Source organism: Microbispora sp. H10836 (assembly GCF_012999525.1).
GTDB lineage: Bacteria > Actinomycetota > Actinomycetes > Streptosporangiales > Streptosporangiaceae > Microbispora.
Window position 1 is genome coordinate 204,339 of sequence record NZ_JABBWU010000008.1, and the last position, 24,657, is coordinate 228,995.

Consider the following 24,657-nt stretch of genomic DNA (forward strand, 5'->3'; position numbering starts at 1 on the left):
GTAATGCACTTGTGTGACCCCTCAACCTGATTCCAGAGAAGATGATTCCTTGGAATCCATGAAAGCGGTATCTGTGACGGATGTCACTCGCCTGTTCGTCGACCTCGTCCGCGTGGAGACCCGGCTGTACAACGCGGTGAGCGACCGGCTGCGCGCCGAGCACGGCGTCAGCCTGGGTCAGTTCGAGTTCCTGGAGATCATCGACCGCCGCCCCGGGTGCCGGGTGCTCGACATCGTGCGCGAGGTGGGCATCACCGTCGGTGCCGTGAGCAAGGCGGTCGACCGGCTCGAGAGCGCGGGCTGGTGCGTGCGTGCGGCACATCCGGAGGACCGGCGGTCCTCCGTGCTCAGCCTCACGCCGGAGGGCGCACGGATCCTGGCCGCCGCACGCCCCACCGTCGCGGACGAGCTGGCCGCCCGCACGGCCACCGTCCCCGCCGCCGACCTCGCCCGGACCGCCGTGACGCTCGCCGCCCTGCGCGCGGTGCTGGAGGAGCGCCCTCAGGACGGGTCCTCATAGCCAGCCGGGCTTGACCAGGCCCGACTCGTACGCGATGACCACGAGCTGGGCCCGGTCGCGGGCGTGGAGCTTGGTCATCGTCCGGCTCACGTGGGTCTTGGCCGTCGCCGGGGACATGTAGAGCCGGGTGGCGATCTCGTCGTTCGTCATGCCGGTGCCCACGAGCGCGAGCACCTCCCGCTCCCGATCGGTCAGCGCGTCGAGGCTGGTCGCGATGCCCGGCTCCTTGGCGCGGGCGACGTACTCGGCGATGAGCCTGCGCGTCACGCCGGGGGACAGCAGCGCGTCGCCGGAGGCCACCACCCGGACGGCCTGGATCAGCTCGGCCGGCTCGGTGTCCTTGACCAGGAAGCCGCTCGCGCCGCCGCGCAGGGCCTCAAAGACGTACTCGTCCAGCTCGAACGTGGTGAGCATGACGATCTTCACGTCGGTGAGGGCGGGGTCGTCCCCGATGCGGCGGGTGGCCGTGAGTCCGTCGGTGCCGGGCATGCGGATGTCCATCAGCACGACGTCGGGGCGCAGGTCCCGGGTGAGCTGGACGGCCTGCTCGCCGTCCCCGGCCTCGCCCACGACGGTCATGCCCTCCTGCGCGTCGAGCAGGGCCCGGAACCCGGCCCGTACCAGCGCCTGGTCGTCGGCGAGCAGGACGCGTATCAATTCGGCTCCTTCTGTCCGGCGGATGGGGGGAGGGGGAGGCGGGCCTGCACCTGGAAGCCGCCGCCCGGCCGGGGGCCGGCCGTCAGCGACCCACCGAGCGCGGCGGCCCGCTCCCGCATGCCGGGGATGCCGTTGCCGCCGCCCAGGCTTGTCTCGGCCCGTGCCGCGCCCGCGCCGTCGTCCTCGACCGCCACGACCAGCTCCTCCGGCGCGTACGCGACGCGGACGGTCACCCGCGAACCGGGCGCGTGGCGCGAGACGTTCGTCAGCGACTCCTGGACGATCCGGTAGCCGGCCCGGTCGACGCTCGCGGGCAGCGGGCGTTCCCGCCCGGCGACCTCCAGCGTGACCGGCAGGCCGCTGCGCCCGGTCAGGTCGGCCAGGTGGGCCATCCCGGCGGTGGGGGAGCGCGGCGCGCCGTCCCTGAGCAGGTCGAGCACGCCGCGCATCTCGGTCAGCACGTCCTTGGACGCCTGCTTGATCGTGCTCAGCGCGGTGCGGGCCTGCTCGGGGTGGTCGTCCAGCAGGTGCAGTGCGGTGGACGCCTGGACGTGGATCAGCGAGATGTTGTGGGCGAGCACGTCGTGCAGCTCCTGGGCCATGGTCAGTCGTTCCTCGCTCGCCTGCCGCCTGGCCTCCTCCCGCTCGACCCGCTCGCGTTCGGCGAGGCGCTCGCGGCGCACGCGGTAGAACTCCGCGACGGTCAGCGTGAGCAGCAGGTACGCCGCGACGGCGGTGTGGTGGAAGAGACTCGCCTGATGGGGGATGAGCCAGGTGGCGTAGGCGACCACGAACAGGAAGAACGCCGTCGACGACAGCCACGCCGCGCGGCGGTGCCCGGACAGCACCGCGTTGAAAATCACGATGATCGGGCTGAGGAACACGGGCCCGTACGCGTAGTCGAACAGCATGTAGACCGAGGTCGCCGTCAGCGTGACGGTCAGCGCGGCGACCGGGTACCGGCGGCGCAGCGCGATCGCGAACGCCCCCACCAGCAGCAGCGCGTAACCCCACCATGTCAGCGGCACCCGCCCGAGGTCGGGATTGCGCAGCTGCCAGTATTGGGCGCCCATCGACAGGAACACCTGGGCGATCCCGACGATGACCGGCAGGACGGGATCGATGCGGTGATACAACGCGGAACCGGGGCGCACACCCGCACGCTAGGCCATCGCCGCAGGCGGCCGCATCCGCCGGCCGCCGCAGTCGGTCGTACGACGGACGGAGTATGTTCCGCTCGCCTGGTCTCCCCGTGTCGCCCGTCGCCCTGCCTCATCGTGGTCGGCACTGCGAGACGAACATCATTCCCGCGAACGGCGGCTCGTTTCCCCGCTCACTCCTCAGTCCCGTTCCTCAGGCCGGCCGCGCAGTGGCCGGACGTCCAAATGCGGACAATCTCGCAGCGATTCTGACCTCCGTGAGTCATGCTGGACTGATCGCGCGTGTGGTGGAGGTGCCAGGCATGAGGAGCGTCGTCGTCACTTCGCTGGGACTGGTCACGCTGGCGGGCCTCCTCGCCCCGCCCGCCCGGGCCGACGTGCATCCTCCACCTCCGCAGGAGGTCAAGCGGCCGGTCGCGGAAGGGTACGGCGGGGCCGTGGCGACCGTGGACCTCGACGCGAGCAAGGCCGCGCTCTCGGTGCTGCGCCAGGGCGGCAACGCGATGGACGCGGCGGTGGCGGGGGCGGCGGCGCTGGGCGTGACCGAGCCCTACTCGGCCGGGCTGGCCGGGGGCGGCTTCATCGTCTACTACGACGCCCGCAGGCGGAAGGTGACCACGATCGACGGGCGGGAGACCGCCCCGCGGGCGATGACCTCGACGGCGTTCGAGGGCATCCCGTTCGACGAGGCCGTCACCAGCGGGCTGTCGGTCGGCGTCCCGGGCAGCGTGGCGCAGTGGGACATGGCGCTGCGCCGGTACGGCACGATGCCGCTGCGGCAGGCGCTGCGCCCCGCGATCGAGATCGCCGAGAAGGGCTTCGTCGTCGACCAGACGTTCCACGACCAGACGCAGCAGAACGCCGGCCGCTTCGCCGACTTCACCTCGACCGCCTCGCTCTACCTGCCGGGCGGGCAGCCGCCGCCGGTCGGCTCGGTCTTCCGTAACCCCGACCTCGCGCGCACCTACCGTGAGCTGGGCATCCGCGGCCCGGCCTGGTTGTACGGCGGCGCGCTCGGGCAGGAGATCGTCGCCACGGTGAAGAAGCCGCCGGTGCGCCAGGGGGCCGCCAGGAACGTCAGGACCGGCCTGATGGAGGTCTCCGACCTTACGGCTTACCGGGCGCTCGAACGGCCGCCCACCAAGGTCACGTACAAGGGCCTCGACGTGTACGGCATGGCGCCGCCGTCGTCCGGCGGATCGACCGTGGGGGAGGCGCTGAAGATCCTGGAGGCCCTCCCGAAGGTCGGCCTGCACGAATACCTGGAGGCGTCCCGGCTCGCCTTCGCCGACCGCAACGCCTACGTCGGCGACCCGGCGTACGTGGACGTGCCGCTGGATCAGCTGCTCTCCGACGGGTTCGCCAAGGAGCGCGCCTGCCTGACCGGCCCGCGGGCGATGGCGCACCCCGCCGCGCCCGGGTCGCCCGACGGGTCCTACTCCTCGTGCGCCTCCGCGGCTCCGGCGGCCTCGGCGCCCGAGGAGAAGAAGGAGGGGCCGGAGACCACCCACCTCGTGGTGACCGACCGCTGGGGCGACGTGGCGGCCTACAACATCACGATCGAGCAGACGGGCGGCAGCGGCATCGTGGTGCCCGGCCGGGGCATCCTGCTCAACAACGAGCTGACCGACTTCACCTTCGGCCCGGCGCCGGGCGACCCGAACCTGCCCGCGCCCGGCAAGCGCCCGAGGTCGTCCATGGCCCCCACCATCGTGCTCAAGGACGGCAGGCCGCTGCTCGCCGTCGGCTCACCCGGCGGCGCGACGATCATCACGACCGTGCTGCAGATCCTGGTGAACCGGCTCGACTTCGGCATGTCGCTCCCGGAGGCCGTGGCCGCGCCCCGCGCCTCGCAGCGCAACACCGCCGCCACCCAGGCCGAGCCCGCGTTCACCGAGCGGTACGGCGCGGAGCTGACCGCGCTCGGTCACACGCTGACGGACGTCCCCGGGCCGCCGGCGGGGGAGATCGGCGCGGCGACCGGCCTGGAGTTCCTGCGGAACGGCCGTGTCCAGGCGGTCGCCGAGCCCGCGCGGCGCGGCGGAGGCAGCGCCCTCGTGGTCAGCACACGTCGCTGATCAGGTCAGCCCTCTAGTCAGCCTCGGGCGCCGATGAGCTCGTAGGCCTCCGGCTTCACCTTCCGGGTGCGTGCCCAGTACTCGAAGGTGAAGCCAGGCCAGAGCGTGCGGTTCTTGCCGTGCTCGTCCAGATACCAGCTGGTGCAGCCGCCCTCGCTCCAGACCAGCCGGTCGAGCCGCCGCTGCAGGCGGTCGTTGTAGGCCCGCTGCGCCGACGGCCGTACGTCCAGGGCCTTCGCCTTGGTCTTCGACAGCAGCCGCAGGCAGTCCATGACGTACCGGACCTGCGATTCGATCATGAAGACGACCGAGGTGTGCGCGAGGCCGGTGTTGGGGCCGAGCAGGAAGAACAGGTTGGGGAAGCCGGCGGTGGTGACGCCGTGGTAGGCCTCGATGCCGTCGCGCCACGCGTCCTGGATCTTGACGCCGCTCCTGCCGACGATCCGCTGCTCGTTGAGGGAGTCGACCACCCGGAAGCCCGTGCCGTACACGATCACGTCGACCTCGTGCTCGCGCCCCGCGGCGTCCACGACCGACCGCTCCCTGATCTCGGTGATCCGGTCGGTGATCAGCTCGACGTTGTCCCTGGTCAGCGCGGGATAGTAGTCGCTGGACTGCAGGATGCGCTTGCAGCCGATGGTGTAGTCGGGCGTCAGCTTCGCGCGCAGCGCGGGGTCGGGCACCTGCCGGGCCAGGTGCCGCTCGGCCAACGCCTGGTGGGCCTTCATCAGCCGGGGGCTGATCGTGAAGCCCACGGCCCGGGTCTCCAGCAGCCAGTAGACGGCGTCGCGCAGCAGGCGGGCGCCGACCGGCGTCTCCATGGCCCGCTTCAGCCGCCCGTCGATCGGCAGGTCCGGCTTGGGCTGGATCCACGGCGGGGTGCGCTGGAAGACGGTGAGCCGGCTCGCCTGCTCGGCGACGACCGGGACGAACTGGACCGCCGACGCGCCGGTGCCGACGACCGCGACGCGCCTGCCGTTCAGGTCCGCGGAGTGGTCCCACCGGGCGGAGTGGAACGCGGTGCCGGTGAAGCGCTCACGGCCGGGGATCTCGGGGAGCGACGGCACGTGCAGGGCGCCGATGCCGGACACGACGGCGTGGGTCTCGAAGGTCTCCCCGTCGCCGGTCGACACTCGCCACAGGGCCCGCTCGTCGTCGTACTCCAGCCCGCAGACCTCGGTGCCGAACCGCAGGTGGGGCTCCAGGCCGTACTTGCGGGCGCAGGCCCGCATGTAGTCCCAGATCTCCTCCTGAGGGGAGAACAGCCGCGACCAGCCGTGGTTGAGCTCGAACGAGAAGGAGTACAGCGGCGAGGGGACGTCGCAGGCGCAACCGGGATAGGTGTTGTCCCGCCAGGTGCCGCCGAGCTCGCCGGCCTTCTCCAGGATCACGAAGTCGTGGTAGCCGGCCTCCTTCAGCTTGATGGCCATGCAGAGCCCGGCGAACCCGGAACCGATGATCGTGACGCCCGGACTGGGCATGCGTCCTCCCCGTCCTATTGGAACTTCGTCCAATATATTCGCGTCCATACGCCGGGGTCTAGCAGCACAGCCCAGCAACACAGTCCAGCAGCACAGTCCGGCTTAAGCCCGCGGTGGTGGCGCCTATCCGGTGACGGCCGGAGAAGGCACTTGGCCGTTGTGGGGACGTTTGTGGCTCTCCGTCACCTTACGCCGCATCGGGCGGTTTTCGGGCCGGCCGTTCGCCTGGATGGGGCGCGCGGGCATGACAAAGCCGCCGACGGGCGCGGTCGTCGGCGGCTGGTACAGGTATGTCAGCGAACCAGGAGGTAGGCCACCACAGCGAGGATCACGACGACCGCCGCGCCGACGGCGATCCAAATCGGCAGGCGGGACGGCTGCTCGCTGGAAGCCGCCGTGTCCTGCTGCTGCGCGAAGGCACGGAAAGCCTGGGTGTTTCCGGCCGGGTCGATCTGAGGGTCGGACATGACCAAGACTCTAGCGACACACGATGTGCCCCGGCTGTGATTTGTCGGATTTTGCCCTCTGGTGGCGCTGACTTGCGGCTCCTCCTCGCCGTCGCCCGTGACACCGGCGCGAATACCGGACCGGTGCGACCGGCGGATAGCGTTGTATCCATGCTCCGCACCCTCCTGGCTCCCCGGCTGGTGGCCCTGCACCTGCTGGTCATCGGGGTGCTCGTGTCCTTCACCTTCCTCGGCCGCTGGCAACTCGGCGTCTTCGAGGCGTCGGGCGCCCCACGGCGGGCCCCCGACCCGGCGCCCGTCGCCGTCACCGAACTGACCCAGGTGGGCCGGCACGTCAGCGGTGCCGCGATCAGCCGCAAAGTGACCGCCACGGGGACCTTCGACGCCGCGAACCAGTTGCTGGTGGCCGATCGGGTCGCCGACGTCGACGCCCCCGGCGGCAGGGCGGCCCGGGGGGGCGGATTCTGGCTGCTCACCCCGCTGCGGCTCGCCGACGGCACGGTCGTCCCCGTCGTACGCGGCTGGGTCGCGACGGCGGCCGACCCCGCCGCGGCCGTGCCCGAGGGCGCCGTCACGGTGACCGGACGGCTGCGGCCGGCCGAGCAGACCGACGACGTGATGCGCAGCGGCAACCTGCCGCGCGGCCAGGTGGCGACCGTGTCGACGGCGGAGCTGATCAACGTGTGGCCGGACGCGCGGGTGCGGGACGGGTTCGTCGTCGTGACCGCCCAGGAGCCGCCGTCCCGCGCGACGCCGGTGGCCGTGTCCGCGCCGACCCAGGGCGGCGGCTTCACCTGGCGGAACCTGGCTTACGCCCTCCAGTGGTGGATCTTCGCGCTGTTCGCCGTGTACATGTGGTTCCACTTCGTCCGCGATGCCCTGCGCGGGCGGCGGAACCGGGAGGAGCGGCGGGAGGCGGAGCCGGCCGGGCCCGCCGCGCACGCCGAGGCCTGACGGGCCCTGGAGCCCGGACCGCCGCCTCGCACGGATATCGTGTGGTGACCGTTTCCCCAGCACCCAGCAGAGGTATTGATCGACGTGGAATCCGCGCTCAACTTCTACCGCGTCATGGCCTACATCGTCGGCGTGATGCTGCTCGTGCTGTGTGCCGGCATGGTCGTCAAGTACGGTTTCGACAACAACACGATGGTCGCGGTCGTCGGGCCGATCCACGGCTTCCTGTACATGGTCTATCTGGTGGCCGCGATCAACCTGGGCCTGATCAAGGCCCGCTGGTCGGTCGGCTACCTGTTGCTCGTGCTCGTCGCGGGCACGATCCCGTTTCTGTCGTTCGTCCTGGAGCGGAACGTCACCGACCGGGTCCGCAGGAGGATCGCGACCGCCTCGTGAGCGCCGCCTCGTTGGACACCGGCTCGTTGGACACCGGCTCGTTGAACACCGGCTCCTGAACGCGACCGGCCGGGCGCCGTGACGGCGCCCGGCCGGGGGTGTGCGCGAGGTCTGGAGCAGGCCGCTCAGTAGAGCAGCCGCCCAGTAGAACAGCTGCCCAGTAGAACAGTTGCTCAGTGGGACAGGCCGCTCAGCCGCCGATCTGGCGCCGGCGGATGCGCCGCAGCCGTGCCCGCTGTGACTCGTCCAGCATGAAGTAGGCGACGATCGGCGCTCCCAGCGCGCCGATCGCGATCAGCCAGGCCAGGAGCGCCGGCACCGGAAGGATGAAGACCAGCACGGCCACCACCGCCGCGCCCACGTAGTACTTGCCCAGTGGCGACATCGTCAGGCCTTTCGTGTCGGGTCCCGCGCGGGGCGTCGTCCCGCGTCGCTGGGAGAACGTCCGAAGTCCGGGCCGAGTTCCGCGAACGGCCGCCGGGAGGAAACGCACGGCCTCGTCGTCCGTCGAACGACGCCGTCGCCGAGGCGTGCCGCGTGTGGTGGTCCCGGGCCGTGGCGACCGGAGCATCGGCCCTGGCCCCCCGCTGAGGCGACCGCGCCGCGGCGCCGGGGAAGGACTGATCGTCTCCCATCCGGCGCCGCGGCGCGGGTCGGTGCAGAGGGCGCGCCCCGGACGGCCCCGGCCGCGCACTCACGTGGGCCGGGATTCCGGTCCGGAGGCACGGACCCCGGCCCCGGCGGTTCCGCCGCGCCCCCTGCGGCGGAACGCCCGGAAATCAGCCTTCGCCGGACTCCTGCTTGCCCATCGCCTTGCGGATCAGGTCGCGGGCACGATCCATGATCGCGATCGGCGTCCCGATCAGGATGTTCGCGGTCGCCGACTCGACCCCGGGGTGCGGGTGCGTGGGTGCCATCGCCTCGACGGCCTTGACGCCCACGCCCATGGCCTTGCGCTCGGCCTCCGACGTGCTCGCCTTGAGCTCGGAGAACTCGTAGCGCTCCTCGGCGGCGGCGTGGGCGAACACGGCGGCCCGCAGTCTCTCCAGTTCCCGGGAGAACTCCGCCGTCGTCACGTCCATGTCGTCGAGGCGGCTGAGCAGTTCCTTCGCCTCTTCCTCCTCCTGCAGACGGTTGTCCACGATCGTGTCGCCGCCGACCAGCTTGCGCCGCGCGTAGGGGTGGACGATCTCCTCCTCCGCCGTCTCGTGAACGGCGAGCAGGCGGACGAGGCGGCTGAAGGCCTCCTTGCGCTCCTCCCCTTGGCACCTGTCGACCTCGTCGAACAGCTCCCGGATGAGAGCGTGCTGGTGGATCAGGAGATCGATCACGTCGTTCTCCCGCATGGTCTCCGGCCTTGACTGGCGGTCCATTAGCGCCTCCTTCCTGGTCATATCGGGGCTACCCGTAACCCGGGAGCGAAACCCATGACCTGCGGATTCGGTGCGCGAGGGCGCTTGACACGGCCTTGTGGGACGGGCGCGCACCCGGCGTGGATCGTGCGGGCGGGGCGCCGTCCCCGGCTCAGGCGGACTGCCGGGCGGCCAGCCACTCCTCGTGGGCGGCGAGTAGCCGGGACCACAGCGCGTCCTTCTCCGCGGCGGAGACGTCGTCCAGCGTCATGCCGTAGACGTCCGAGAGCGCGGCGAAGTAGTCCTCCCGGCGCTCCAGCGTCACCGAGGCGTCCGGCCCGCCTCCGGTGGGCGGGAGACCGACGCGCGTGAGCACGAGCCCCCTGAGCAGGTCGACCCCGGCCGCGTCGCGCCGCTGCACGGACGCGACCCGGACGAATCCCGACTCGGGGGATGTGGACAGCCATTCGTGTGTGGTCTGGAAGGCGCCCATCTCCGTCGGTCCCGGACGGAAGTCCATGCCGCTGAAGCTGCCGCGCGGATCGTGGTCGAACCGCCAGCCGCCCGGCTCGGCCTCCGACCGGCGCAGGGCGTACCGGAACGGGCCCTGCCGGTAGACGCCCTCGACCAGCGGGATCGGCTCGTGGATCGCGTCGCCCAGCCCGGCGTCGACCAGCCACCGCCCGCCGGGATTGGCGTCCGTCGGCAGGCCGCTCACCGTCAGGGCCAGGTGGTTGCCCGTGGCCCCGGCGGGCTCCTCGGGCGTGCCCTGGACGCCGCCGAAGTGCGGCGTGACCGCGTAGCCCAGCAGCCGCAGGAGCACCGAGAACGCGCCGTTCAGGTGGCAGCAGTATCCGCCGCGTCCGCGCATGATCCGCCGCCACGACTCGGCCGGGTCGATCGTGGTCGGCCGGCCCAGCCAGATCTCCAGGTTCTCGTACGGAACCCGCTCGACGTGCGCCGCCTGGAGCCGGAACAGCTCCTCAGCACTCGGCGGGCCGCTCGACCGCAGGCCGAGCCGTCGCAGGTAGTCCTCCGCATGCAGCGTCCGATCCACATGGCCACGCTAGCGCGGGCGGCCGACGTTTCCGGTGCACGGGATCTGCACATTTCCGGACGGCAGCTCTGCACAGGGGGGATCTACGCTTCCGTGCATGGCAACCCCGCAGCAACGCCGTGTCCTCGTCGTCGAGGACGACGACACCATCGCCAACGCCGTACGGCTCCGGCTCGTGGCGGAGGGCTTCGACGTCCGCGTCGTGAGCGACGGCGAGGCGGCGCTCGCGGCCTACGCGAAGGCGGAGCCCGACGTCGTCGTCCTCGACCGGCTGCTGCCGGGCCTGGACGGGCTCGAGGTGTGCCGCAGGATGCAGGCGGCCCGGCCGGTTCCGGTGCTCATGCTCACCGCGCTCGGCGAGGAGACCGATGTGCTGGTCGGTCTGGGCGTGGGCGCCGACGACTACATCACGAAGCCGTTCAGCATGCGGGAGCTCGTCGCGAGGATCCACGCGCTGCTGCGGCGGGTGGAGCGGGCGAGCCTGCTGGCCCACGAGGACACGGTGATCAGGATCGGCGACGTCGAGATCAACACGGCCGAGCGCCGCGTGTTCGTCCGGGGGACCGAGGCCCAGCTCACCCGGACCGAGTTCGACCTGCTGCGGCGTCTCGCCGAGCGGCCCGGCCACGTATTCGAGCGCGAGCGGCTGCTGTCGGACATCTGGGGCTTCTCCGAGGCCGCCGCGACCCGGACCGTGGACAGCCACGTCCGCGCGCTGCGCCGCAAGCTCGGCCCGGAGGTCGTCCGTACCGTCCATGGTGTTGGATACGCGCTCGTCCGTCCGTGACGCGCACCGCAACGGAGAAAGCCAGGCGATGAGGCCGCTCGACTTCCTCGGCCGGATCAAGGTCAAGCTCGGCATCGTGATCGTGCTCGCCGTGGTCGCGGCGTTCGTCGTCAACGAGGTCGGCATCAACTCCGGCCTGTCCAGGGATCTCAGGATCGCGATCGCCGTCGTGCTCGCGCTGATCATGGTGCAGCTCCTCGCCCGCGGCATGATCCGGCCGCTGCGCGAGATGGCCGCCGCCGCGCAGACGATCGCCAAGGGCCGGTACGGCCTGCGCGTGACGGCGACGTCCCGCGACGAGGTGGGGGAGCTGGCACGGGCGTTCAACGCCATGGCGGCCGACCTCGCCGAGGTCGACCGGCAACGGCGCGAGCTGGTGGCCAACGTCAGCCACGAGCTGCGCACGCCCATCACCGGCCTGCAGGCCGTGCTGGAGAACGTCGTGGACGGCGTCACGCCGCCCGACCTCGACACCCTGGGCACGGCCCTCGCCCAGACGCAGCGGCTCGGCCGCCTGGTGGCCCAGCTCCTCGACCTGTCGCGGCTCGACTCGGGGGCGCGGCTGATCGAGCCGGAGGAGCTGGACCTGGCGTCGCTGTGCCGCCAGGCCGTCTCGGAGGCGGCTCTCGCGCGCGACGACGTGACGGTGGTGAGCGCCGTCCCACCGGGGACGGCGCTGTCGGCCGACGCGGCCCTGCTCGCCCAGGTGCTGGCCAACCTGCTCGACAACGCCGTACGGCACAGCCCGTCCGGCGGCACGGTCCGGGTGGAGGCGCGGGCCGCCGGGCCGAATCTGGAGATCGGCGTCACCGACGAGGGCCCCGGCATCCCGCCGGCGGAGCGGGCCCGGGTGTTCGAGCGCTTCTCGCGCCTCGACGCCGGGCGGGCCGCCGACGCGGGCGGGGCCGGGCTCGGGCTGGCCATCGCCAAGGAGATCGTCGAGCTGCACGGCGGGTCGATCTCGGTGGCGGACCCGCTCCCGGTCGCGAGACGGCCCGCGGGGAGAGGCCGGGGGACGGCCCCGGGGTGCCGGATGGTCGTGGCGCTGCCGCGTCAGGGGGAGCCGGCGGCGGGGGAGAGCGTGGACGGACCCGTCCACGTCGGCGAACGAAGGGGGAACATGGAAATCGAGGCGGGCGGAGGTCACACCGCCGGACGACACGACGGCGACGTCGTCGGTTCACCCGCAGCCGCCGGGATCGGCCCGGCCCGGGCCGGCGCCACCGCGGCCGGAGGGTCATCCGGAAGCGAAGACGCGGACGGTCACCCCCACGAAGCAACCCGTGGTGGCCGGGCGCGAGCCGAGGAGGACGAGCGCCCCGAGGCCGGCCACACGGAGAGCCCGGAGCCTCTCCGGGCCGCCGGCGTCTCTTCGCCGCCCGGACGCGCCGAAGCCGGTCACCTCGGCGCAGGGGAGCACCGCCCCTCCGGCGACGGCACGGGTGACGGGGACGCCCTCGGCACGCGGGGCGAGGACGCGTGGCCGTCCTCGCCCGTGACCGCCGACGGTGATGGGCGATCCGGGGAGCGGCAGGTGGAGAGCTTCGAGCCCTCCCGCGAGGCCCCGGCTCCGCCTCGGCGGACCGGGACCGCGGAGACCGGTCACGATCGGGCGGGGGACCTCGGCATCTCCCCGGACGGCATCGCCGGCAGCGACGGCGGCGAGGACCGGGAGGATCCCCGGCGGCAGGGACTCGTCCGCACCCGGGCGGACCAGCCGTACCCGGTTCCATCGGCCGGAGGCGCCGGTGTGCCGGGGCAGGTGTTCGCACCGCGGGCCGGGGTGCCCTACGACCCTGCCGGGCAGGTGGCGCGGGCGGCTCTCGGGGCGGGCGTCGGCATGTTCGCGGGATTCCTCGCCGGGCTGATCGCCCCGGTCTTCCTCGGCGTGGGGAGCCTGGGCATCGTCTCTTTGGCGCTGTTCACCGCCGTCGGGGCGATCGTGGGAGCGGCGCGCGGCTCGTCGACGGCCCGGCGGGCCGCGGCGACGGCCGCGAGCGCGCCCCCGCCGCCGTGGTACACCACCCGGCCCACGCCCGCGACAGGCACCGTGTCCGGTTCCGCCGTGCCGGCGTCCGGTTCCCCCGAGGGGGCATCCGTGCCGGTGGCGGTCACCATGAGCACCGAACCCGGTTCGCGTCCGGGGCCACCGGGATCGTCCGTCCCCACCGTGGCCGCGGCCGTCCACAGCGTGAGCGTCTCGCCGCCTCCGGTTCCCGCCACGCCGGGGGGCACTCCTCCGGAGAACCCGGCGGGCCCGCGTGTCCAGGGGCACGCGCAGCCGCGGCAGGTCTCCCCGGAGGCGTCCGTGCCGTCAATGCCGTTCACGCCGTCCATGCCGCCGGTGCCCCCCGTGCCCGGCGCGCACGCGCCGGGGCGGTATCCCCCGCCGCCCGCCTACGTGCCGCCGCCGCTGTTCCCGAGGCCGGACCTGCCGGAGGCCCCCCGCTGGCTGCTACCGGCCGCCGCCGCGGCGGGCCTGGTCGCCGCCGTGACCCTGCCCTACACGTCGGCGGGGCTGGGCCTCGTACTGACGGCGGTCGCGTTGGGGGCGGCGGCGTTCCCCGCGGTGCTGCCGCTCCGCCGCGGCCGGGTCACCCCGTGGACCCTGGCCTTCGGCCTCCTGGCGTACGCGCTGGTCTCCGTGGCGCTCTTCCGCGACGCCGAGTGGCTGGTCGGGCCGGTGCTGCTGGCCGCGTTCGGAGTGGGATCCCTCGCGCTGTCGGGCGGTGGCCGGGGCTGGCTCGCCGTGATCAGGGGAGGGATCTCGGTGGCGCTCGCGGCGCTGCCGACGCCGTGGTTCCTGGCCGGGCCGATCCGTACCCTGGCGCGGCGGCGGCGGATGCTGCCCACGCTGGTCAGCGCCGCCGTGACCGTCGTGCTGCTGGCCGTCTTCGGCCTGCTGTTCTCCTCCGCCGACGCCGTCTTCTCGGCCTTCCTCAGCGACCTGCTGCGGACGCCGGAATGGGCGCAGAGCCTGCCGTACCGGGTCTTCGTGTTCTGCGTGTTCGCGGTGCTGGCCGCGGCGGCGGTGCTGGTGGGCCTGCGCCCGGTGGCCGAGCCCGCCGCGCCCGACCTGCGGATGTCCCTCGGGCGCCAGGTGTGGGTGATCCCGCTGGCCGGGCTGAACCTGCTGTTCGCGGCGTTCGTGACCGTGCAGATCACGGTGCTGTTCGGCGGAAGCCGCAGGGTGCTGTCGACGGCGGGGCTCACCTACGCGGAGTACGCGAGGTCGGGCTTCTTCGAACTCGTCACGGTCAGTCTCTTCGTGCTCGGCGTCGTGGCCGCCGCGGTCGCCCTGCTGCGCCTGCGCGGCCGGGCCGACCGCTGGGTGCTCGCCGTGCTGCTCGGCCTGCTGTGCGCGTTCACGCTGGTCATCCTCGCCTCGGCGCTGCATCGCATCGGCCTCTACACCGACGCGTACGGCCTGTCGCGGCTGCGGGCCTCGGTGGTGGCGACGATCTGGTGGCTCGGCGCGGTGTTCGTGCTGGTGCTCGCGGCCGGGGCGGTGCGGCTGTTCGGCGGCGGCACGTCCTGGTTCTTCCGGGGGCTCGTGCTGCTCACCGGGGTGTCGCTGCTGGCGTTCGCGGTCTGGGACCCCGACGCGCGGGTGGCCGAGACCCAGCTCACGATCCGGGGCGTCGAGCGGCTCGACCACGGCTACCTGGGCGATCTCGGGGCGGAGGCCGTGCCGATCCTGGACCGCCTGCCCGAACCGGACCGCAGCTGCGTGCTGAGCGACGTGGTCGCGGTCAACGGCCTCCGCGAGCCGGACCCCTGGAACGGCTGGAACCTCGCCCGCGCCCGCGCCCGTGAGGTGCTGGAGCGCAGGCCCGTCGTGCGGCCCGACGACTGCCCCGCTTCGTCGCGTGTGCCCGGACCGTACGACTGATCTAATCGGGAACGTGACCTTCGATGTGCTGATCAGCGGCGGCCGTGTCGTGGACGGGACCGGAGCCCCCGCGTTCCGCGCCGACGTCGGCGTGCGCGGGGGCCGGGTCGAGGCGGTGGGCCGCCTCGACCCGGCCGAGGCCCGTGTCCGGATCGACGCGGCGGGCAGGCACGTGCTGCCGGGGCTCGTCGACTGCCACGCGCACGGCGACGCCGTCGTGTTCGACCCTCTCGTGCAGCACGCCGCGCTGCGGCAGGGGGTCACGACCTTCGTGCTCGGGCAGGACGGCCTGTCGTTCGCACCGGCCACCACCCCGGCCGCCTTCGCGTACGCGAGCCGCTACTTCGCGGCGGTCAACGGCGCGCACCCGCACGTGGACGGGCCGGTGAGCGTCGCCGACCTGCTCGCCGGATACGACGGCAGGACCGCGCTCAACACCGTCTACCTGCTCCCGCACGCGACGATCCGGTTCGACGTGATGGGTCCCGCGGAGCGGGCCGCGGACGAGGATGAGACGCGGTCCATGCTCCGCAGGGTCGAGACCGGCCTGTCCGAAGGGGCGGCCGGCCTGTCGTCGGGCCTGGAGTACGCCCCCGGCCGGTACGCCGACGCCGCCGAGCTGGCCGCCTTGTGCGCGCCGCTGGGCGGCCTGCCGTACGTGACCCACATGCGCGCCTACGGGGCGTCGGCTCCGGTGGGGGTGGCGGAGGTCGTGGAGATCGCCCGGCGGTCCGGGGCGGCCGTGCACGTCTCGCATCTCCACGGCCCGGCGTCCACCCTGCTGCCGCTGGTCGAGGACGCCCGGCGGCAGGACGTCGACCTGACCTTCGACACCTATCCCTACCTGCGCGCCAGCACGATCCTGGCGATGGTGACGCTGCCGCCGTGGGTGCCCGCCGCCGATCCCGGCCGGGCCGTGGCGATGCTGTCCTCGGAACGCGAACGTCTCGCCGCGGAGTGGGCGGATCGCGACGACCTGTGGCCGCGTATCACGCTCTCGCACGCCCCCGGCTTCGAGTGGGCCGAGGGGATGACCCTGCCCGCCGCCGCGGCGGAGTACGGCGCGACGGCGGCGGAGTTCTGCCGGGTGCTGCTGGCCGAGACCCGGCTCGAGGCGGGCTGCGTGCGGGCGCGCCCCGACGAGGGACCGGCGGGGGAGGAGTCGGTGCGGGCGGTCATGCGCCACCCCGCCCACACCGGCGGCTCCGACGGCATCTACGTGGGCGGCCATCCGCACCCGCGCGGCTTCGGCGCGTTCGCCCGCTACCTCGGCCGGCACGTGCGCGAGCTCGGCGACCTCACCTGGGAACAGGCCGCCGTGCACCTGGCCTCCCACCCGGCGCGCCGCTTCCGGCTGCCCGACCGCGGCCTCGTACGTGCCGGCCAGGTCGCGGACCTGATCGTCGTCGACCCGGCCACGGTGGCGGACACGGCGACCTACGACGAGCCCCGGTCGCTCGCCGTGGGCGTGGACGACGTGCTCGTCGGCGGCGTGCCGGTGCTGCGCGGCGGCGCACTCACCGGGGCCACCCCCGGCCGCGCCCTGCGCCCCTGAGCCGTCTACGCCTGCTCGACGAGAACCCGGCGCAGCGTGGCCGCCTGCGCTCCTGGGTCGCCTGCGCCTGCTCGGTGAGGACCTGGCGCAGCGTGGCCGCCTACGCCTGCTCGGTCAGGACCTGGCGCAGCGTGACGGCGAAGTTGTCCGGGTCGCCCGGCACGCCGTACGTGTCGTCGAGGAACCCGCCGTGGTTGCTCGGGAAGGTCACGGGCTTGCCGCCGAGCCGCTCGGCGATCGCCGTGCCCGCGCGGCTGGCCAGCTGTCCCTCCGACTCGATGCCCACGCCGAGGACGACGCGGGTCGGGGCCGCGCGCAGCGCCTCGAAGTCGGGCTCGTAGTGCGTGCAGGTGATCAGGTTCTGCGCGAACATCACGTCGTCCCGCGAACCGTCGTCCTCCGCCGGCAGCCCGAACTCGGCCGGGTTCGGCCGGGGCTGGTCGGCGAAGTCCGCCGGGATCTCGCCCTGGTGACCCACGATCGCGAAGAACTTCACCATCGCCGGGCCGAAACCCTCCCGGTCGTACGTCCGGCGGATGTCGGCCACGGCGGCCAGCGCCTGCTCCCGGTCCGGCAGCACCTGGGCGGTCGGGGGCTCGTGCGCCACGAGCGTGCGCACCTGCTCCGGATGCCGGGTCACCAGCGCGAGGCTGTTGACCGCGCCTCCGCTGCTGGCGAAGATGTCCACCGGTCCGCCTCCGACCGCGTCGATCAGCCGGTGCAGGTCGTCGGCGTGCAGTTCGGGCGTCGACTCCCCGGCGTCGCCGGTCCGCGTGCTCCGCCCGCTCCCGCGCGGGTCGTAGGTCACCACCGTACGGTCCGGGAAGTGCCGCGCCAGGGCGGCGAATCCGGCGGCGTCCATCGGTGATCCGATCAGCAGCAGAGCCGGCTCCGTCGTTTCCTCGGCCTCGCGCACGTCGTAGTGCAGAACGCAGCCGGGCACCTCGAGGGTGTAGGTCTTGGGCTCGGTCATGGGTGGTTCCTCCTCGACACGGGTGATCTGTCTGCTCGATCCGCCTGCGGAACGTGAAGCCCGCCGGCGCTGGGGATGGGCCCGGTCGGACTCCCCTGTGACGGCCATCACACCTTATCTCGAACATGTCATCGAACGATGGTCATTCGGCGGGACCGCCCGGCGTGCGGCGCGACCCACCGGCCGCCGGGCCGTCCGGCCGGCCCGTGGTCACAGGTCCGTGGTCACAGGTCCGTGGTCACAGGTCCGTGGTCACAGGTCCGTGCTCACAGGGCGGTGCGCGCCTGTTCCACGTGCCGGGCGATGCCCCGGGCCCCGCTCGCCTCCGCGAGGTCGGCCGCCTCGTCGAGCAGCCGCATGGCGTGGTCCCGGCGGTTCTCCGCGGCGGCGATGTGGGCCAGCCCGACCAGGTTGGCGGCGACACCCGGCAGGAAACCGATCTCCCGGCGCAGCCGCACCGACTCCTCCAGCCGTTCCCGCGCCGCCTCCAGCCGCCCGGCCACGTGCTCGGCGATGCCCAGATGCCTGAGCGCGTAGGACATCGTCAGCGTGTCGCCGGCCGCCGCCGCGAGCTCGTGCGACCGCCGCAACGGAGCCCCGGCCGCCTCGTCGTCACGCCGCACGACCTGGTGGAAACAGCCGACCCAGAAGAGCGCCTCGCCCTCGCCGCGTACGTCGCCGAGCCGCCGGTAGAGATCGGCGGCCCGCTCGAACAGCTCGAGCTCGCGGGGGTCCTCCTCGCGGTCCTCCAGGAACCGCGCATGGGCGACCCGGCCGCGGGCCAGGGCGAGGTCGGCCTCCACTGCGTCCAACCCCCGTTCGGCCTCGGGAAGACCCGAGGCGTCGCCGCCGAAGACCGCCTGCTCATAGAGAGCGCCGGCCCGTGCGAGTCGTGGATCCTCGCTCATTTCGGTCCCATCCGTGATCGTCGCGGAACTCGTGCGCACTGCCGGACGGCACTGTAGCGATCCCCTACGACGATTCGGCGCGTTCCAGTTCGTGCGCCGCTGCTCCGGACGGCCCGGTGACGGCCCGGTGACGGCGCGGAGACGGCGCGGTGACGGCGCGGAGACGGCGCGGAGTCCGCCACCGCAGGCGTGGTCCAGTACGATCCACGAGGTGGTCTGAACCGGGACAGCGAGGGGGCGGCGTGGGTTTCGCGGACGGCCCCCCGGAGCGCGCCCCGCAGCACTCCTCGGAGCACCCCGAGCGCTCCAAGCACTCCGAGCAGTCCGAGCAGTCCGAGCAGTCCGAGCAGTCCGAGCAGGACACGGCGCGGCCGCGGGAGCTCCCGGAGATCGTCGTCGACGCGCGTACGCGTGGTTTCCTGTGGCCGGGCGAGCCGGGCAGCGGACGGGAGTTCGCCGCGGCGGGGCACTCCCTGTTCGACGGCTCGTTCACCTGGCCGGTCATGGTGGCGAGGCGCTCGGCCCTCGACCACAACATCGCGACGCTCGCCGACTTCGCCGGCCGGCACGGGCTCGCCCTCGCGCCACACGCCAAGACCACGATGTCGCCCCAGCTCGTCCGGGCCCAGCTCGACGCCGGAGCCTGGGGGGTCACCGCCGCCACGGCGAGCCAGGTGCTCGTCCACCGCTCCTTCGGCGTCCCCCGTGTGCTGCTGGCCAACGAGATCCTCGACCGGGGCGCCCTGCGCCTGCTGGCCGGCGAGATCGGCCGCTTCGAGTTCCTCTGCTACGCCGACTCGATCGAGGGCGTGCGCGTGCTCGACGAGACGGCCGGCGAGCTGCCGTTCCGGGTGCTGGTCGAGCTGGGCCACCCGGGCGGCAGGACCGGCTGCCGCGGTCAGGACGAGCTGCTCGAGGTGGCCGGGGCGTTGCGCGAGGCGCCGGGGACCGAACTGGCCGGGGTCGCCGGATACGAGGGCACCCTGCGGACGGCCGACGAGGTCCGCGCGTACCTGCGCGACCTGGCGCGCGCGGCGCGGGCACTGGCGCCGCGGGTGGCCGGTCCCCTGGTGGTCTCCGCCGGGGGAAGCTCGTGGTTCGACCTGGTGGCCGAGGAGCTCGCGCCGCTGACCGCGGAGCTCGGCGCGACCGTGGTGCTGCGCAGCGGCGCCTACATCGCCCACGACGACGGCTTCTACCGCGAGACCACGCCGTACAACCGGCTGACGGGCGAACTGCGGCCGGCGCTGGAGGTCTGGGCCCAGGTCCTGTCCGTGCCGGAGCCCGGCCTCGTGCTGGTCGGCATGGGCAAGCGGGACGTGCCGTACGACCTGCACCTGCCTTCGCCGAAGGCCGTGCGGCGCGGTGGGGGCGAGGAACCGGCCGAGCCGCTGGCCGGGGTGACGGTCGTCAAGCTGTGGGACCAGCACGCCTATCTCAGCGGCGAAGCCGGACTGCGCCCGGGAGACCTGGTGTCGTTCGGGCTCTCCCATCCGTGCACGGCTTTCGACAAGTGGCGCGTCATCCCCGTGGTGGACGACGACGACGTCGTGATTGATTTGATCAATACGTATTTCTGATCTTCCGGAGCGGTGACTATGGCTGGCAAGCAGGAGATCCGTACGGCCGAGGGCGCCCCGCCGGTCGGGCCGTACTCGCAGGGCGTGGTGGTGGGCGACTTCCTCTACACCTCCGGGATGGGCCCGCTGGACCCGCGGACCGGCGAGGTCGTGGGCGACGACGTGGCGGCCCAGACACACCGGACCATGCGCAACCTGGGGGCCGTGCTTGAGGCTCACGGCCTGACGTTCGACGACGTGGTGAAGGCGACGGTCCACCTGCAGCATGTGAAGGAGGACTTCGCCGCGTTCAACGAGGCCTACCAGACCTACTTCACCCGGCCCTACCCGGTGCGCACCACCGTGGGCTCCGATCTCCTGGACATCCTCGTCGAGATCGACTTCGTGGCGTACACGGGCCGTTGACGATGGACAGCGCCCTGTACGTCTTCGTCGAGGACCTGCGCGCGGAGGGCGTGCGCGGGCTGCTCGACCGGGCCTCGGCGTACGGCGTGCGAGGCGTCGCGGTGGCCGCGGCCTACCACCAGGCCAGGGATGTGACCCCGCACGGCGCCTCGCGGCTGACGCTGCGCCGCGACGGCGTCCACTTCCCCCCGCCGGACGACCTGTTCGGCGGGCTGCGCCTGACCCCGCCCGTGCAACCGGGAGCGGAGGACCGGCCCCTCGACGAGCTGCGCCGGGCCTGCGCGGACCGGGGGATGCGGCTGCACGGCTGGACGGTGTTCCTGCGCAACGCCACGCTCGGCCTGGCCTGCCCGGACGTGACCGTGGAGAACTGCTTCGGCGACCACGGCTCCCCGGCCGACCTGTGCCCCTCGCACCCCGACGTGCGGGCGTACGCGGTGGCGCTGGCGCGGGCCGTCGCGCGGCAGGGGGTGGACACGGTCGTCGCGGAGTCGCTGCACTTCGGGCCCTTCTCAAGCGATCGGTGCTTCGTGGCGCTAGGCCCGATGGACGCCTTCCTGTTCGGCCTGTGCTTCTGCGCCCACTGCATGCGCCGGGCCGCCGACCTCGGGGTGAACGCCGAGGTGGCCAGGCAGGAGTGCGCCAGGATCGTCGCAGGCGTGCTCGACGGCGATCCTCCCGCGGAGGGCGAGGTCACGCGGGCGGCGCTGACGGCCTACGCGGGCCCGGAGGCGGTGGCGTACGCGCGGGCCCGCTCCGAGAGCGTCACGTCGCTGGTCGGCGAGGTGGCGGCGGCCGTGAGGGCCGAAGGCGCACGGCTGACGTTCACGGACGCGACGGGCGCGGTCAAGGGCCAGGCCCACGGACTGCCCTCGGCCGGTCTGGCCGCGCACGACTCCTGGCAGCTCGGGATCGACCTGGTGGCGCTCGGCGACCTGGTCCCGTCGTTCGCGGTCCTCGGGTACGCCAGGGACTCCGCCCGGGTGGCCGACGACGTCGCGGCCTACCGCCGGTCGGTGGGCAAGAACCCCGAGCTGAGGGTCGTGCTGCGCCCCGGCGCCCCGGACACCGACTCCGCCGACCGGCTGGCCGCCAAGGTCCGCGCCGCCCGTACGGCGGGGGCCGGGGCCGTCGACTTCTCCGCGTACGGCCTGGCGCCCTTCGACGCGCTCGGCCGCATCACCGAGGCGCTCGCCTGACACCGGAGCCGGAGCGCTCGACGCGCCGGTCACCCGCCCGCCACACCTGACCGCGCTGCCGGTGGCCGTCGGCGCGGTCAGGTGTGGCGGGTGGCAAACTGGTTACCCCGGCGATGCCGTCTACATGGGCGTACTCGTTAGCGATGGTGTGTCAGTTCGGGAGAGGCGACCATGCTGTGCAGTTGGTCAGGTCGCCTGTGGCAGGAAACGACACCGGCACTCCCGCTCCGGTCTCCACCTGGCACACCGTCTCATGGATGCCTGCGCTCGTCCGCGCCTTGATCCTCATCTGGCTGACAGCCGCCGTGGTGACCTCGCCGCTCGCGGTGATGCTCAGCACGCGACCGTTGAGACCTCCGGGTACCCTTCTCAGGCTTTGCCACCTCCGTCCAGCGGCAGCCCGAGGGTCGTAGACCGACGGGACACCGTCATTCACGGCGACGGCGAAGGTTCGCCCGGGAAAGTCCGCAGAGGCGGCCAGCGGCACGTAGGTCGAATCGAGCGATGACGCCTGGCTCTCCGGGCCTGCGGGACCTTGTGGTCCGCGAGGGCCTGCCGGACCCTGCGGCCCGGCGGGTCCCTGTGATCCGCGTGCGCCGGGCGGCCCGGCAGGCCCTGGCGTACCCTGCGACTCCTTGTCCTTTTCGGAGCCTGAAGGGCGCATCGGAGAATGCGACTCCTGTCCGTTCGCGACCTGTGGCCCGACTCCGTTCTTCGAGCCCTGCTGCCCCAATGCCTGACTGTTCGCCGTACCGCGCTGGTCGGTCCAACTGAGTGTCTTCCCGTCTGCGGCCTGCCAGTTGTAGGGCAGCGCCCTTGAGTCCGTCGAGGCCTGCTGGACCGGTGTCAATACGTGGGTGAGATCCCGCAGCAGGTGCTGATGCTGGTCCTGATGTCCACGCTGATGCTGCTTTTGCTTGATCTTGTTCTTGTTACCCGCTTTGTTCCGCCCATGATTGTTCTTGCTTCCGGAGGGATTCGGTGTGGGAGAGGTCGCGTGGTCCATGTGGCTCAAGCGGCTGGATGTGGACAACCCATCCGCGGCCGCATCGGCAGGCACGGCCGAGACCACGCCGGTCAAGACGGCACTCATGGTGAACGCGCCAATTGTGCAGAGTTGCAGCGCACTGGGCGAGTCGGACAAGTCGCCACCCTTTGTTTTTTCGCTTTTGCAGTTCGATTGAAGCTGGATCATGTCTACCGCTGTTCGTCAAATGTGGAAACGCACGCCCGGTGAGCGCAACTGAAGCAATGCCGTTTCGCTCGCCCCTCCCAGCCCTTGCCACTCCGCCGGATACTTGCCGAGCCAGTAACGGTCCGCCTGAACCAGCCCGTAGCGGTACAGGACGCCGACGCCTGGGATGTTCTTGGAGTCCTGTCCGATCCTGGGCAGGACCTGGCTCGGGTCCTTGCAGACGTGAGAGGTAAGGCATAGTGCAACCGTGCCGGCCACAAATGGCGCGGCCATACTTGTGCCAAAATTTTCGGCGTAGCCGTTTTCTACCCAAGTGGACAGAATGGGCAGTCCGGGGGCGGCGATATCAACCCAATCGGCGCCGTAATTCGAGAAAAATGCCCTTTGGTCACTCTCGTCCGTCGCAGCGACAGAGATGACATCCGGGTAGGCGGCAGGGTACCACGGCGTTGCTTCCCCGGAGTTCATGGCGGCCGCTACAGGGATAACCCCCGCGGCGATGAGAAGGCGGATGGCGTCTCGCTCTGCAGGGTAATCAACGTTGCGAATGCCAAAACTCATGTTGGCAACCTTTATCCCTTTCGCCCTTGCGTTCTCCGCCACCCACTCAAGTCCAGCGATGAGCTGAGACAACCATGAGACTCCATAGTCATCGAATACCTTGACGGACCACAGGGGCGTGCCGGGGGCAACCCCGACAACGCCGACCCCGTTGTTCGCCGCGCCAATGATTCCGGCCACGTGGGTGCCGTGGCCGCTGCGATCATCGGCAGTCGGACTTGAAGAGAAGTTCACCCAGCCTTTCACGTTCGGCAGATCCGGATGGCCCATCTGTATGCCACCGTCGACAACTGCCACACCTACTGTCGCTGGAGCGGGCACCAACGTTCTCGTGCTCGCATGAACCCTGAAAACACCCCATTGTTCCGCACGCAGCGGGTCCCCTCGGAACAGCGATGGTTTTGTCGACCAATCGCCTCGTCGAGAAGGAGCTTCGATGGATCCTTGTTGGACGATAGCGTCAGGTTCGACGGACTTGACCCTCGCATCTGTGCGGATGCCCGCCACCTGTGCCTCGTCGGCGTCCGCCGCGTACCCCTTCAAGGCTGCGCTGCCAACGGCGGCGTCATACACCCGGGTCACCTTGATGCCGTAGAGCCGAGCATGTTCTTGCGCGACCGCTGTTGCGCTGACGACAGAACTCTTCAGTGTCACGACCCATTTCGAGGGCGCCCTGCCTGATCGCGCTGCTGCTGTCCAAGCCGGTGTCAGCACCCATAGAAGAGTGACCAGCGCAATGGCGAATACCGTCCTCGTTCGCCACAATGGAATGTTGGACTCCACGCGCCCTCCTACGCCGTAACGTGATATCCAGCGCGTTCATGATGCGTCGGCGCAGGCGGGGTTCTCGGCGAGTGACACGTAATACTTCGGCCCGTTTGATTCATAGTGGTAGGAGGAGCCGAAAGGGCCAAAGAGGCTGTATGCCGCGATTTGCGAGCAATCCCGACGGTGTGGATTTTCCGCTCGAAGGTCACGGGCGGCCGGGAAGGACGGCGGGGACCCTGATGTACCGGTCGATCCGGCTGGCGAGCCCGGCGTCGATGTAGCCGAGGCGCTGCAGGGCCGAGGCGCTGCAGTATGGTGTGGCGATCGGCCCGCAGATGGCGGTGGTAGATCGGGCGGTGGTGAGCGATCTTGTTGCGCGGCATCCTGCGCAGTTGATCGCGCACCTCACCGATCTTGTGCTGAGCCACCGAAGTGCAGGTCGGCATCCTCCCACCGGCCGGCCCGCTGGAACAGCCTCACCAACTCGCGGCTGAGGACGCTGCGTAGCGCGACCTCCAGGTACTGCAGTGGGCCGTAGAAGGCCGCGCAGATCTCCGTGTTCCAGCAGTGCAGGCGCAGCGCGGCCATGGTCTGTCCGTCGCATCGTGCCTCGTACTCGGCGATACGAGCGATCGACAGCACCTCCCGCAGCTGTATGGCCTCGGCCTCTTCCATTTCGCGCTCGTGCCCCCTGTGCTACTGTGAGTGACAT

Annotated in this window: 22 protein-coding genes; 10 read left to right on the forward strand and 12 right to left on the reverse strand. The window is 71.8% G+C overall.

What is annotated here, in order from left to right; translation table 11 throughout:
* Window positions 1-73: 73 nt before the first annotated feature.
* Window positions 74-520, forward strand: a complete 447-nt coding sequence (locus HHX30_RS17235) for a MarR family winged helix-turn-helix transcriptional regulator (RefSeq protein ID WP_169982973.1) — start codon at window positions 74-76, stop codon at window positions 518-520.
* Here the strand turns inward: HHX30_RS17235 and HHX30_RS17240 are convergent.
* Together HHX30_RS17240 and HHX30_RS17245 are read right to left on the reverse strand one after the other, a co-directional pair.
* Window positions 515-1,177, reverse strand: a complete 663-nt coding sequence (locus HHX30_RS17240) for a response regulator transcription factor (RefSeq protein WP_169982974.1) — start codon at window positions 1,175-1,177, stop codon at window positions 515-517. The genes HHX30_RS17235 and HHX30_RS17240 overlap by 6 nt on opposite strands.
* Window positions 1,174-2,331, reverse strand: coding sequence for a sensor histidine kinase (locus HHX30_RS17245; RefSeq protein ID WP_311922514.1), 1,158 nt, complete (start codon window positions 2,329-2,331; stop codon window positions 1,174-1,176). Before HHX30_RS17245 ends, HHX30_RS17240 begins: the two co-directional genes overlap by 4 nt.
* Window positions 2,332-2,639: 308 nt before the next feature.
* Between HHX30_RS17245 and ggt the strand changes: the two genes are divergently transcribed.
* Window positions 2,640-4,415 (forward strand): gamma-glutamyltransferase, encoded by a 1,776-nt coding sequence (gene ggt / locus HHX30_RS17250; RefSeq protein WP_169982975.1) that lies wholly within the window; start codon window positions 2,640-2,642, stop codon window positions 4,413-4,415.
* Window positions 4,416-4,432: 17 nt separating this feature from the next.
* Here ggt and HHX30_RS17255 read toward each other — a convergent pair whose 3' ends face one another.
* Together HHX30_RS17255 and HHX30_RS17260 are read right to left on the reverse strand one after the other, a co-directional pair.
* The gene (locus HHX30_RS17255) at window positions 4,433-5,896 is read right to left on the reverse strand and encodes an NAD(P)/FAD-dependent oxidoreductase (protein ID WP_169982976.1); all 1,464 of its coding nucleotides are present in this window, start codon (window positions 5,894-5,896) and stop codon (window positions 4,433-4,435) included.
* 293 nt (window positions 5,897-6,189) lie between these two features.
* The gene (locus tag HHX30_RS17260) at window positions 6,190-6,363 is read right to left on the reverse strand and encodes a hypothetical protein (RefSeq protein ID WP_169982977.1); all 174 of its coding nucleotides are present in this window, start codon (window positions 6,361-6,363) and stop codon (window positions 6,190-6,192) included.
* Window positions 6,364-6,513: 150 nt separating this feature from the next.
* Here HHX30_RS17260 and HHX30_RS17265 point away from each other — a divergent pair, with 150 nt between their 5' ends.
* Entirely contained in the window at window positions 6,514-7,317 is an 804-nt protein-coding gene (locus tag HHX30_RS17265; protein WP_169982978.1) for an SURF1 family protein, read from the forward strand.
* Window positions 7,318-7,401: 84 nt separating this feature from the next.
* Window positions 7,402-7,713 (forward strand): DUF3817 domain-containing protein, encoded by a 312-nt coding sequence (locus tag HHX30_RS17270; RefSeq protein ID WP_169982979.1) that lies wholly within the window; start codon window positions 7,402-7,404, stop codon window positions 7,711-7,713.
* Window positions 7,714-7,903: 190 nt separating this feature from the next.
* On the opposite strand, the gene HHX30_RS17275 is transcribed toward HHX30_RS17270, so the two are convergent.
* From HHX30_RS17275 to HHX30_RS17285, 3 genes are all read right to left on the reverse strand, one after another.
* Window positions 7,904-8,098 carry a hypothetical protein gene (locus tag HHX30_RS17275; protein ID WP_169982980.1) on the reverse strand — a complete coding sequence of 65 codons (195 nt, stop codon included), beginning with the start codon at window positions 8,096-8,098 and terminating at the stop codon, window positions 7,904-7,906.
* Between the two features lie 394 nt (window positions 8,099-8,492).
* Window positions 8,493-9,086: a hemerythrin domain-containing protein gene (locus HHX30_RS17280; RefSeq protein WP_249350140.1), complete on the reverse strand. Its 594-nt coding sequence runs from the start codon at window positions 9,084-9,086 to the stop codon at window positions 8,493-8,495.
* A 151-nt stretch (window positions 9,087-9,237) separates the two neighbouring features.
* The gene (locus HHX30_RS17285) at window positions 9,238-10,122 is read right to left on the reverse strand and encodes an arylamine N-acetyltransferase (RefSeq protein WP_311922515.1); all 885 of its coding nucleotides are present in this window, start codon (window positions 10,120-10,122) and stop codon (window positions 9,238-9,240) included.
* Window positions 10,123-10,219: 97 nt separating this feature from the next.
* Here HHX30_RS17285 and HHX30_RS17290 point away from each other — a divergent pair, with 97 nt between their 5' ends.
* From HHX30_RS17290 to HHX30_RS17305, 3 genes are read left to right on the forward strand one after another with little or no spacing between them, the layout of a single operon-like run.
* On the forward strand, window positions 10,220-10,909 hold the full coding sequence (locus HHX30_RS17290) for a response regulator transcription factor (RefSeq protein ID WP_169982981.1): 690 nt from the start codon (window positions 10,220-10,222) through the stop codon (window positions 10,907-10,909).
* Between the two features lie 28 nt (window positions 10,910-10,937).
* Window positions 10,938-14,801 carry a DUF4153 domain-containing protein gene (locus HHX30_RS40680; RefSeq protein ID WP_211592132.1) on the forward strand — a complete coding sequence of 1,288 codons (3,864 nt, stop codon included), beginning with the start codon at window positions 10,938-10,940 and terminating at the stop codon, window positions 14,799-14,801.
* Window positions 14,802-14,814: 13 nt separating this feature from the next.
* Window positions 14,815-16,356 carry an amidohydrolase family protein gene (locus HHX30_RS17305; protein WP_169982982.1) on the forward strand — a complete coding sequence of 514 codons (1,542 nt, stop codon included), beginning with the start codon at window positions 14,815-14,817 and terminating at the stop codon, window positions 16,354-16,356.
* 100 nt (window positions 16,357-16,456) lie between these two features.
* Here the strand turns inward: HHX30_RS17305 and HHX30_RS17310 are convergent, their stop codons facing one another.
* Entirely contained in the window at window positions 16,457-17,329 is an 873-nt protein-coding gene (locus HHX30_RS17310) for an alpha/beta fold hydrolase (protein WP_169982983.1), read from the reverse strand.
* 266 nt (window positions 17,330-17,595) lie between these two features.
* A complete protein-coding gene (locus HHX30_RS17315; RefSeq protein ID WP_169982984.1) occupies window positions 17,596-18,237 on the reverse strand; it encodes a tetratricopeptide repeat protein in 642 nt (213 codons plus the stop codon).
* Between the two features lie 419 nt (window positions 18,238-18,656).
* Between HHX30_RS17315 and HHX30_RS17320 the strand changes: the two genes are divergently transcribed.
* The 3 genes from HHX30_RS17320 to HHX30_RS17330 are packed head-to-tail and all read left to right on the forward strand — an operon-like array spanning window position 18,657 to window position 21,421.
* Window positions 18,657-19,817: an alanine racemase gene (locus HHX30_RS17320; RefSeq protein ID WP_211592167.1), complete on the forward strand. Its 1,161-nt coding sequence runs from the start codon at window positions 18,657-18,659 to the stop codon at window positions 19,815-19,817.
* A gap of 18 nt (window positions 19,818-19,835) precedes the next feature.
* Window positions 19,836-20,222, forward strand: coding sequence for a Rid family detoxifying hydrolase (locus HHX30_RS17325; RefSeq protein ID WP_169982986.1), 387 nt, complete (start codon window positions 19,836-19,838; stop codon window positions 20,220-20,222).
* Window positions 20,223-20,224: 2 nt separating this feature from the next.
* A complete protein-coding gene (locus HHX30_RS17330; RefSeq protein ID WP_169982987.1) occupies window positions 20,225-21,421 on the forward strand; it encodes a hypothetical protein in 1,197 nt (398 codons plus the stop codon).
* 151 nt (window positions 21,422-21,572) lie between these two features.
* On the opposite strand, the gene HHX30_RS42725 is transcribed toward HHX30_RS17330, so the two are convergent.
* The 3 genes from HHX30_RS42725 to HHX30_RS17345 form a co-directional block, all read right to left on the reverse strand.
* Complete coding sequence (locus tag HHX30_RS42725) at window positions 21,573-22,616, reverse strand: hypothetical protein (RefSeq protein WP_283246799.1); 1,044 nt, start codon at window positions 22,614-22,616, stop codon at window positions 21,573-21,575.
* Between the two features lie 15 nt (window positions 22,617-22,631).
* Complete coding sequence (locus HHX30_RS17340) at window positions 22,632-23,960, reverse strand: S8 family serine peptidase (RefSeq protein ID WP_169982988.1); 1,329 nt, start codon at window positions 23,958-23,960, stop codon at window positions 22,632-22,634.
* A gap of 390 nt (window positions 23,961-24,350) precedes the next feature.
* Complete coding sequence (locus HHX30_RS17345; RefSeq protein WP_169982989.1) at window positions 24,351-24,620, reverse strand: hypothetical protein; 270 nt, start codon at window positions 24,618-24,620, stop codon at window positions 24,351-24,353.
* Between the last annotated feature and the right edge of the window lie 37 nt (window positions 24,621-24,657).

Bases quoted from the DNA above. Each gene is read 5' to 3' on its own strand.
- HHX30_RS17345 (WP_169982989.1), bottom strand. From the start codon at position 24,620: ATGGAAGAGGCCGAGGCCATACAGCTGCGGGAGGTGCTGTCGATCGCT.
- HHX30_RS17265 (WP_169982978.1), top strand. From the start codon at position 6,514: ATGCTCCGCACCCTCCTGGCTCCCCGGCTGGTGGCCCTGCACCTGCTG.
- HHX30_RS17325 (WP_169982986.1), top strand. From the start codon at position 19,836: ATGGCTGGCAAGCAGGAGATCCGTACGGCCGAGGGCGCCCCGCCGGTC.
- HHX30_RS17290 (WP_169982981.1), top strand. From the start codon at position 10,220: ATGGCAACCCCGCAGCAACGCCGTGTCCTCGTCGTCGAGGACGACGAC.
- HHX30_RS17260 (WP_169982977.1), bottom strand. From the start codon at position 6,363: ATGTCCGACCCTCAGATCGACCCGGCCGGAAACACCCAGGCTTTCCGT.
- HHX30_RS40680 (WP_211592132.1), top strand. From the start codon at position 10,938: ATGAGGCCGCTCGACTTCCTCGGCCGGATCAAGGTCAAGCTCGGCATC.
- ggt (WP_169982975.1), top strand. From the start codon at position 2,640: ATGAGGAGCGTCGTCGTCACTTCGCTGGGACTGGTCACGCTGGCGGGC.
- HHX30_RS42725 (WP_283246799.1), bottom strand. From the start codon at position 22,616: ATGATCCAGCTTCAATCGAACTGCAAAAGCGAAAAAACAAAGGGTGGC.
- HHX30_RS17310 (WP_169982983.1), bottom strand. From the start codon at position 17,329: ATGACCGAGCCCAAGACCTACACCCTCGAGGTGCCCGGCTGCGTTCTG.
- HHX30_RS17275 (WP_169982980.1), bottom strand. From the start codon at position 8,098: ATGTCGCCACTGGGCAAGTACTACGTGGGCGCGGCGGTGGTGGCCGTG.
- HHX30_RS17280 (WP_249350140.1), bottom strand. From the start codon at position 9,086: ATGGACCGCCAGTCAAGGCCGGAGACCATGCGGGAGAACGACGTGATC.
- HHX30_RS17315 (WP_169982984.1), bottom strand. From the start codon at position 18,237: ATGAGCGAGGATCCACGACTCGCACGGGCCGGCGCTCTCTATGAGCAG.
- HHX30_RS17330 (WP_169982987.1), top strand. From the start codon at position 20,225: ATGGACAGCGCCCTGTACGTCTTCGTCGAGGACCTGCGCGCGGAGGGC.
- HHX30_RS17255 (WP_169982976.1), bottom strand. From the start codon at position 5,896: ATGCCCAGTCCGGGCGTCACGATCATCGGTTCCGGGTTCGCCGGGCTC.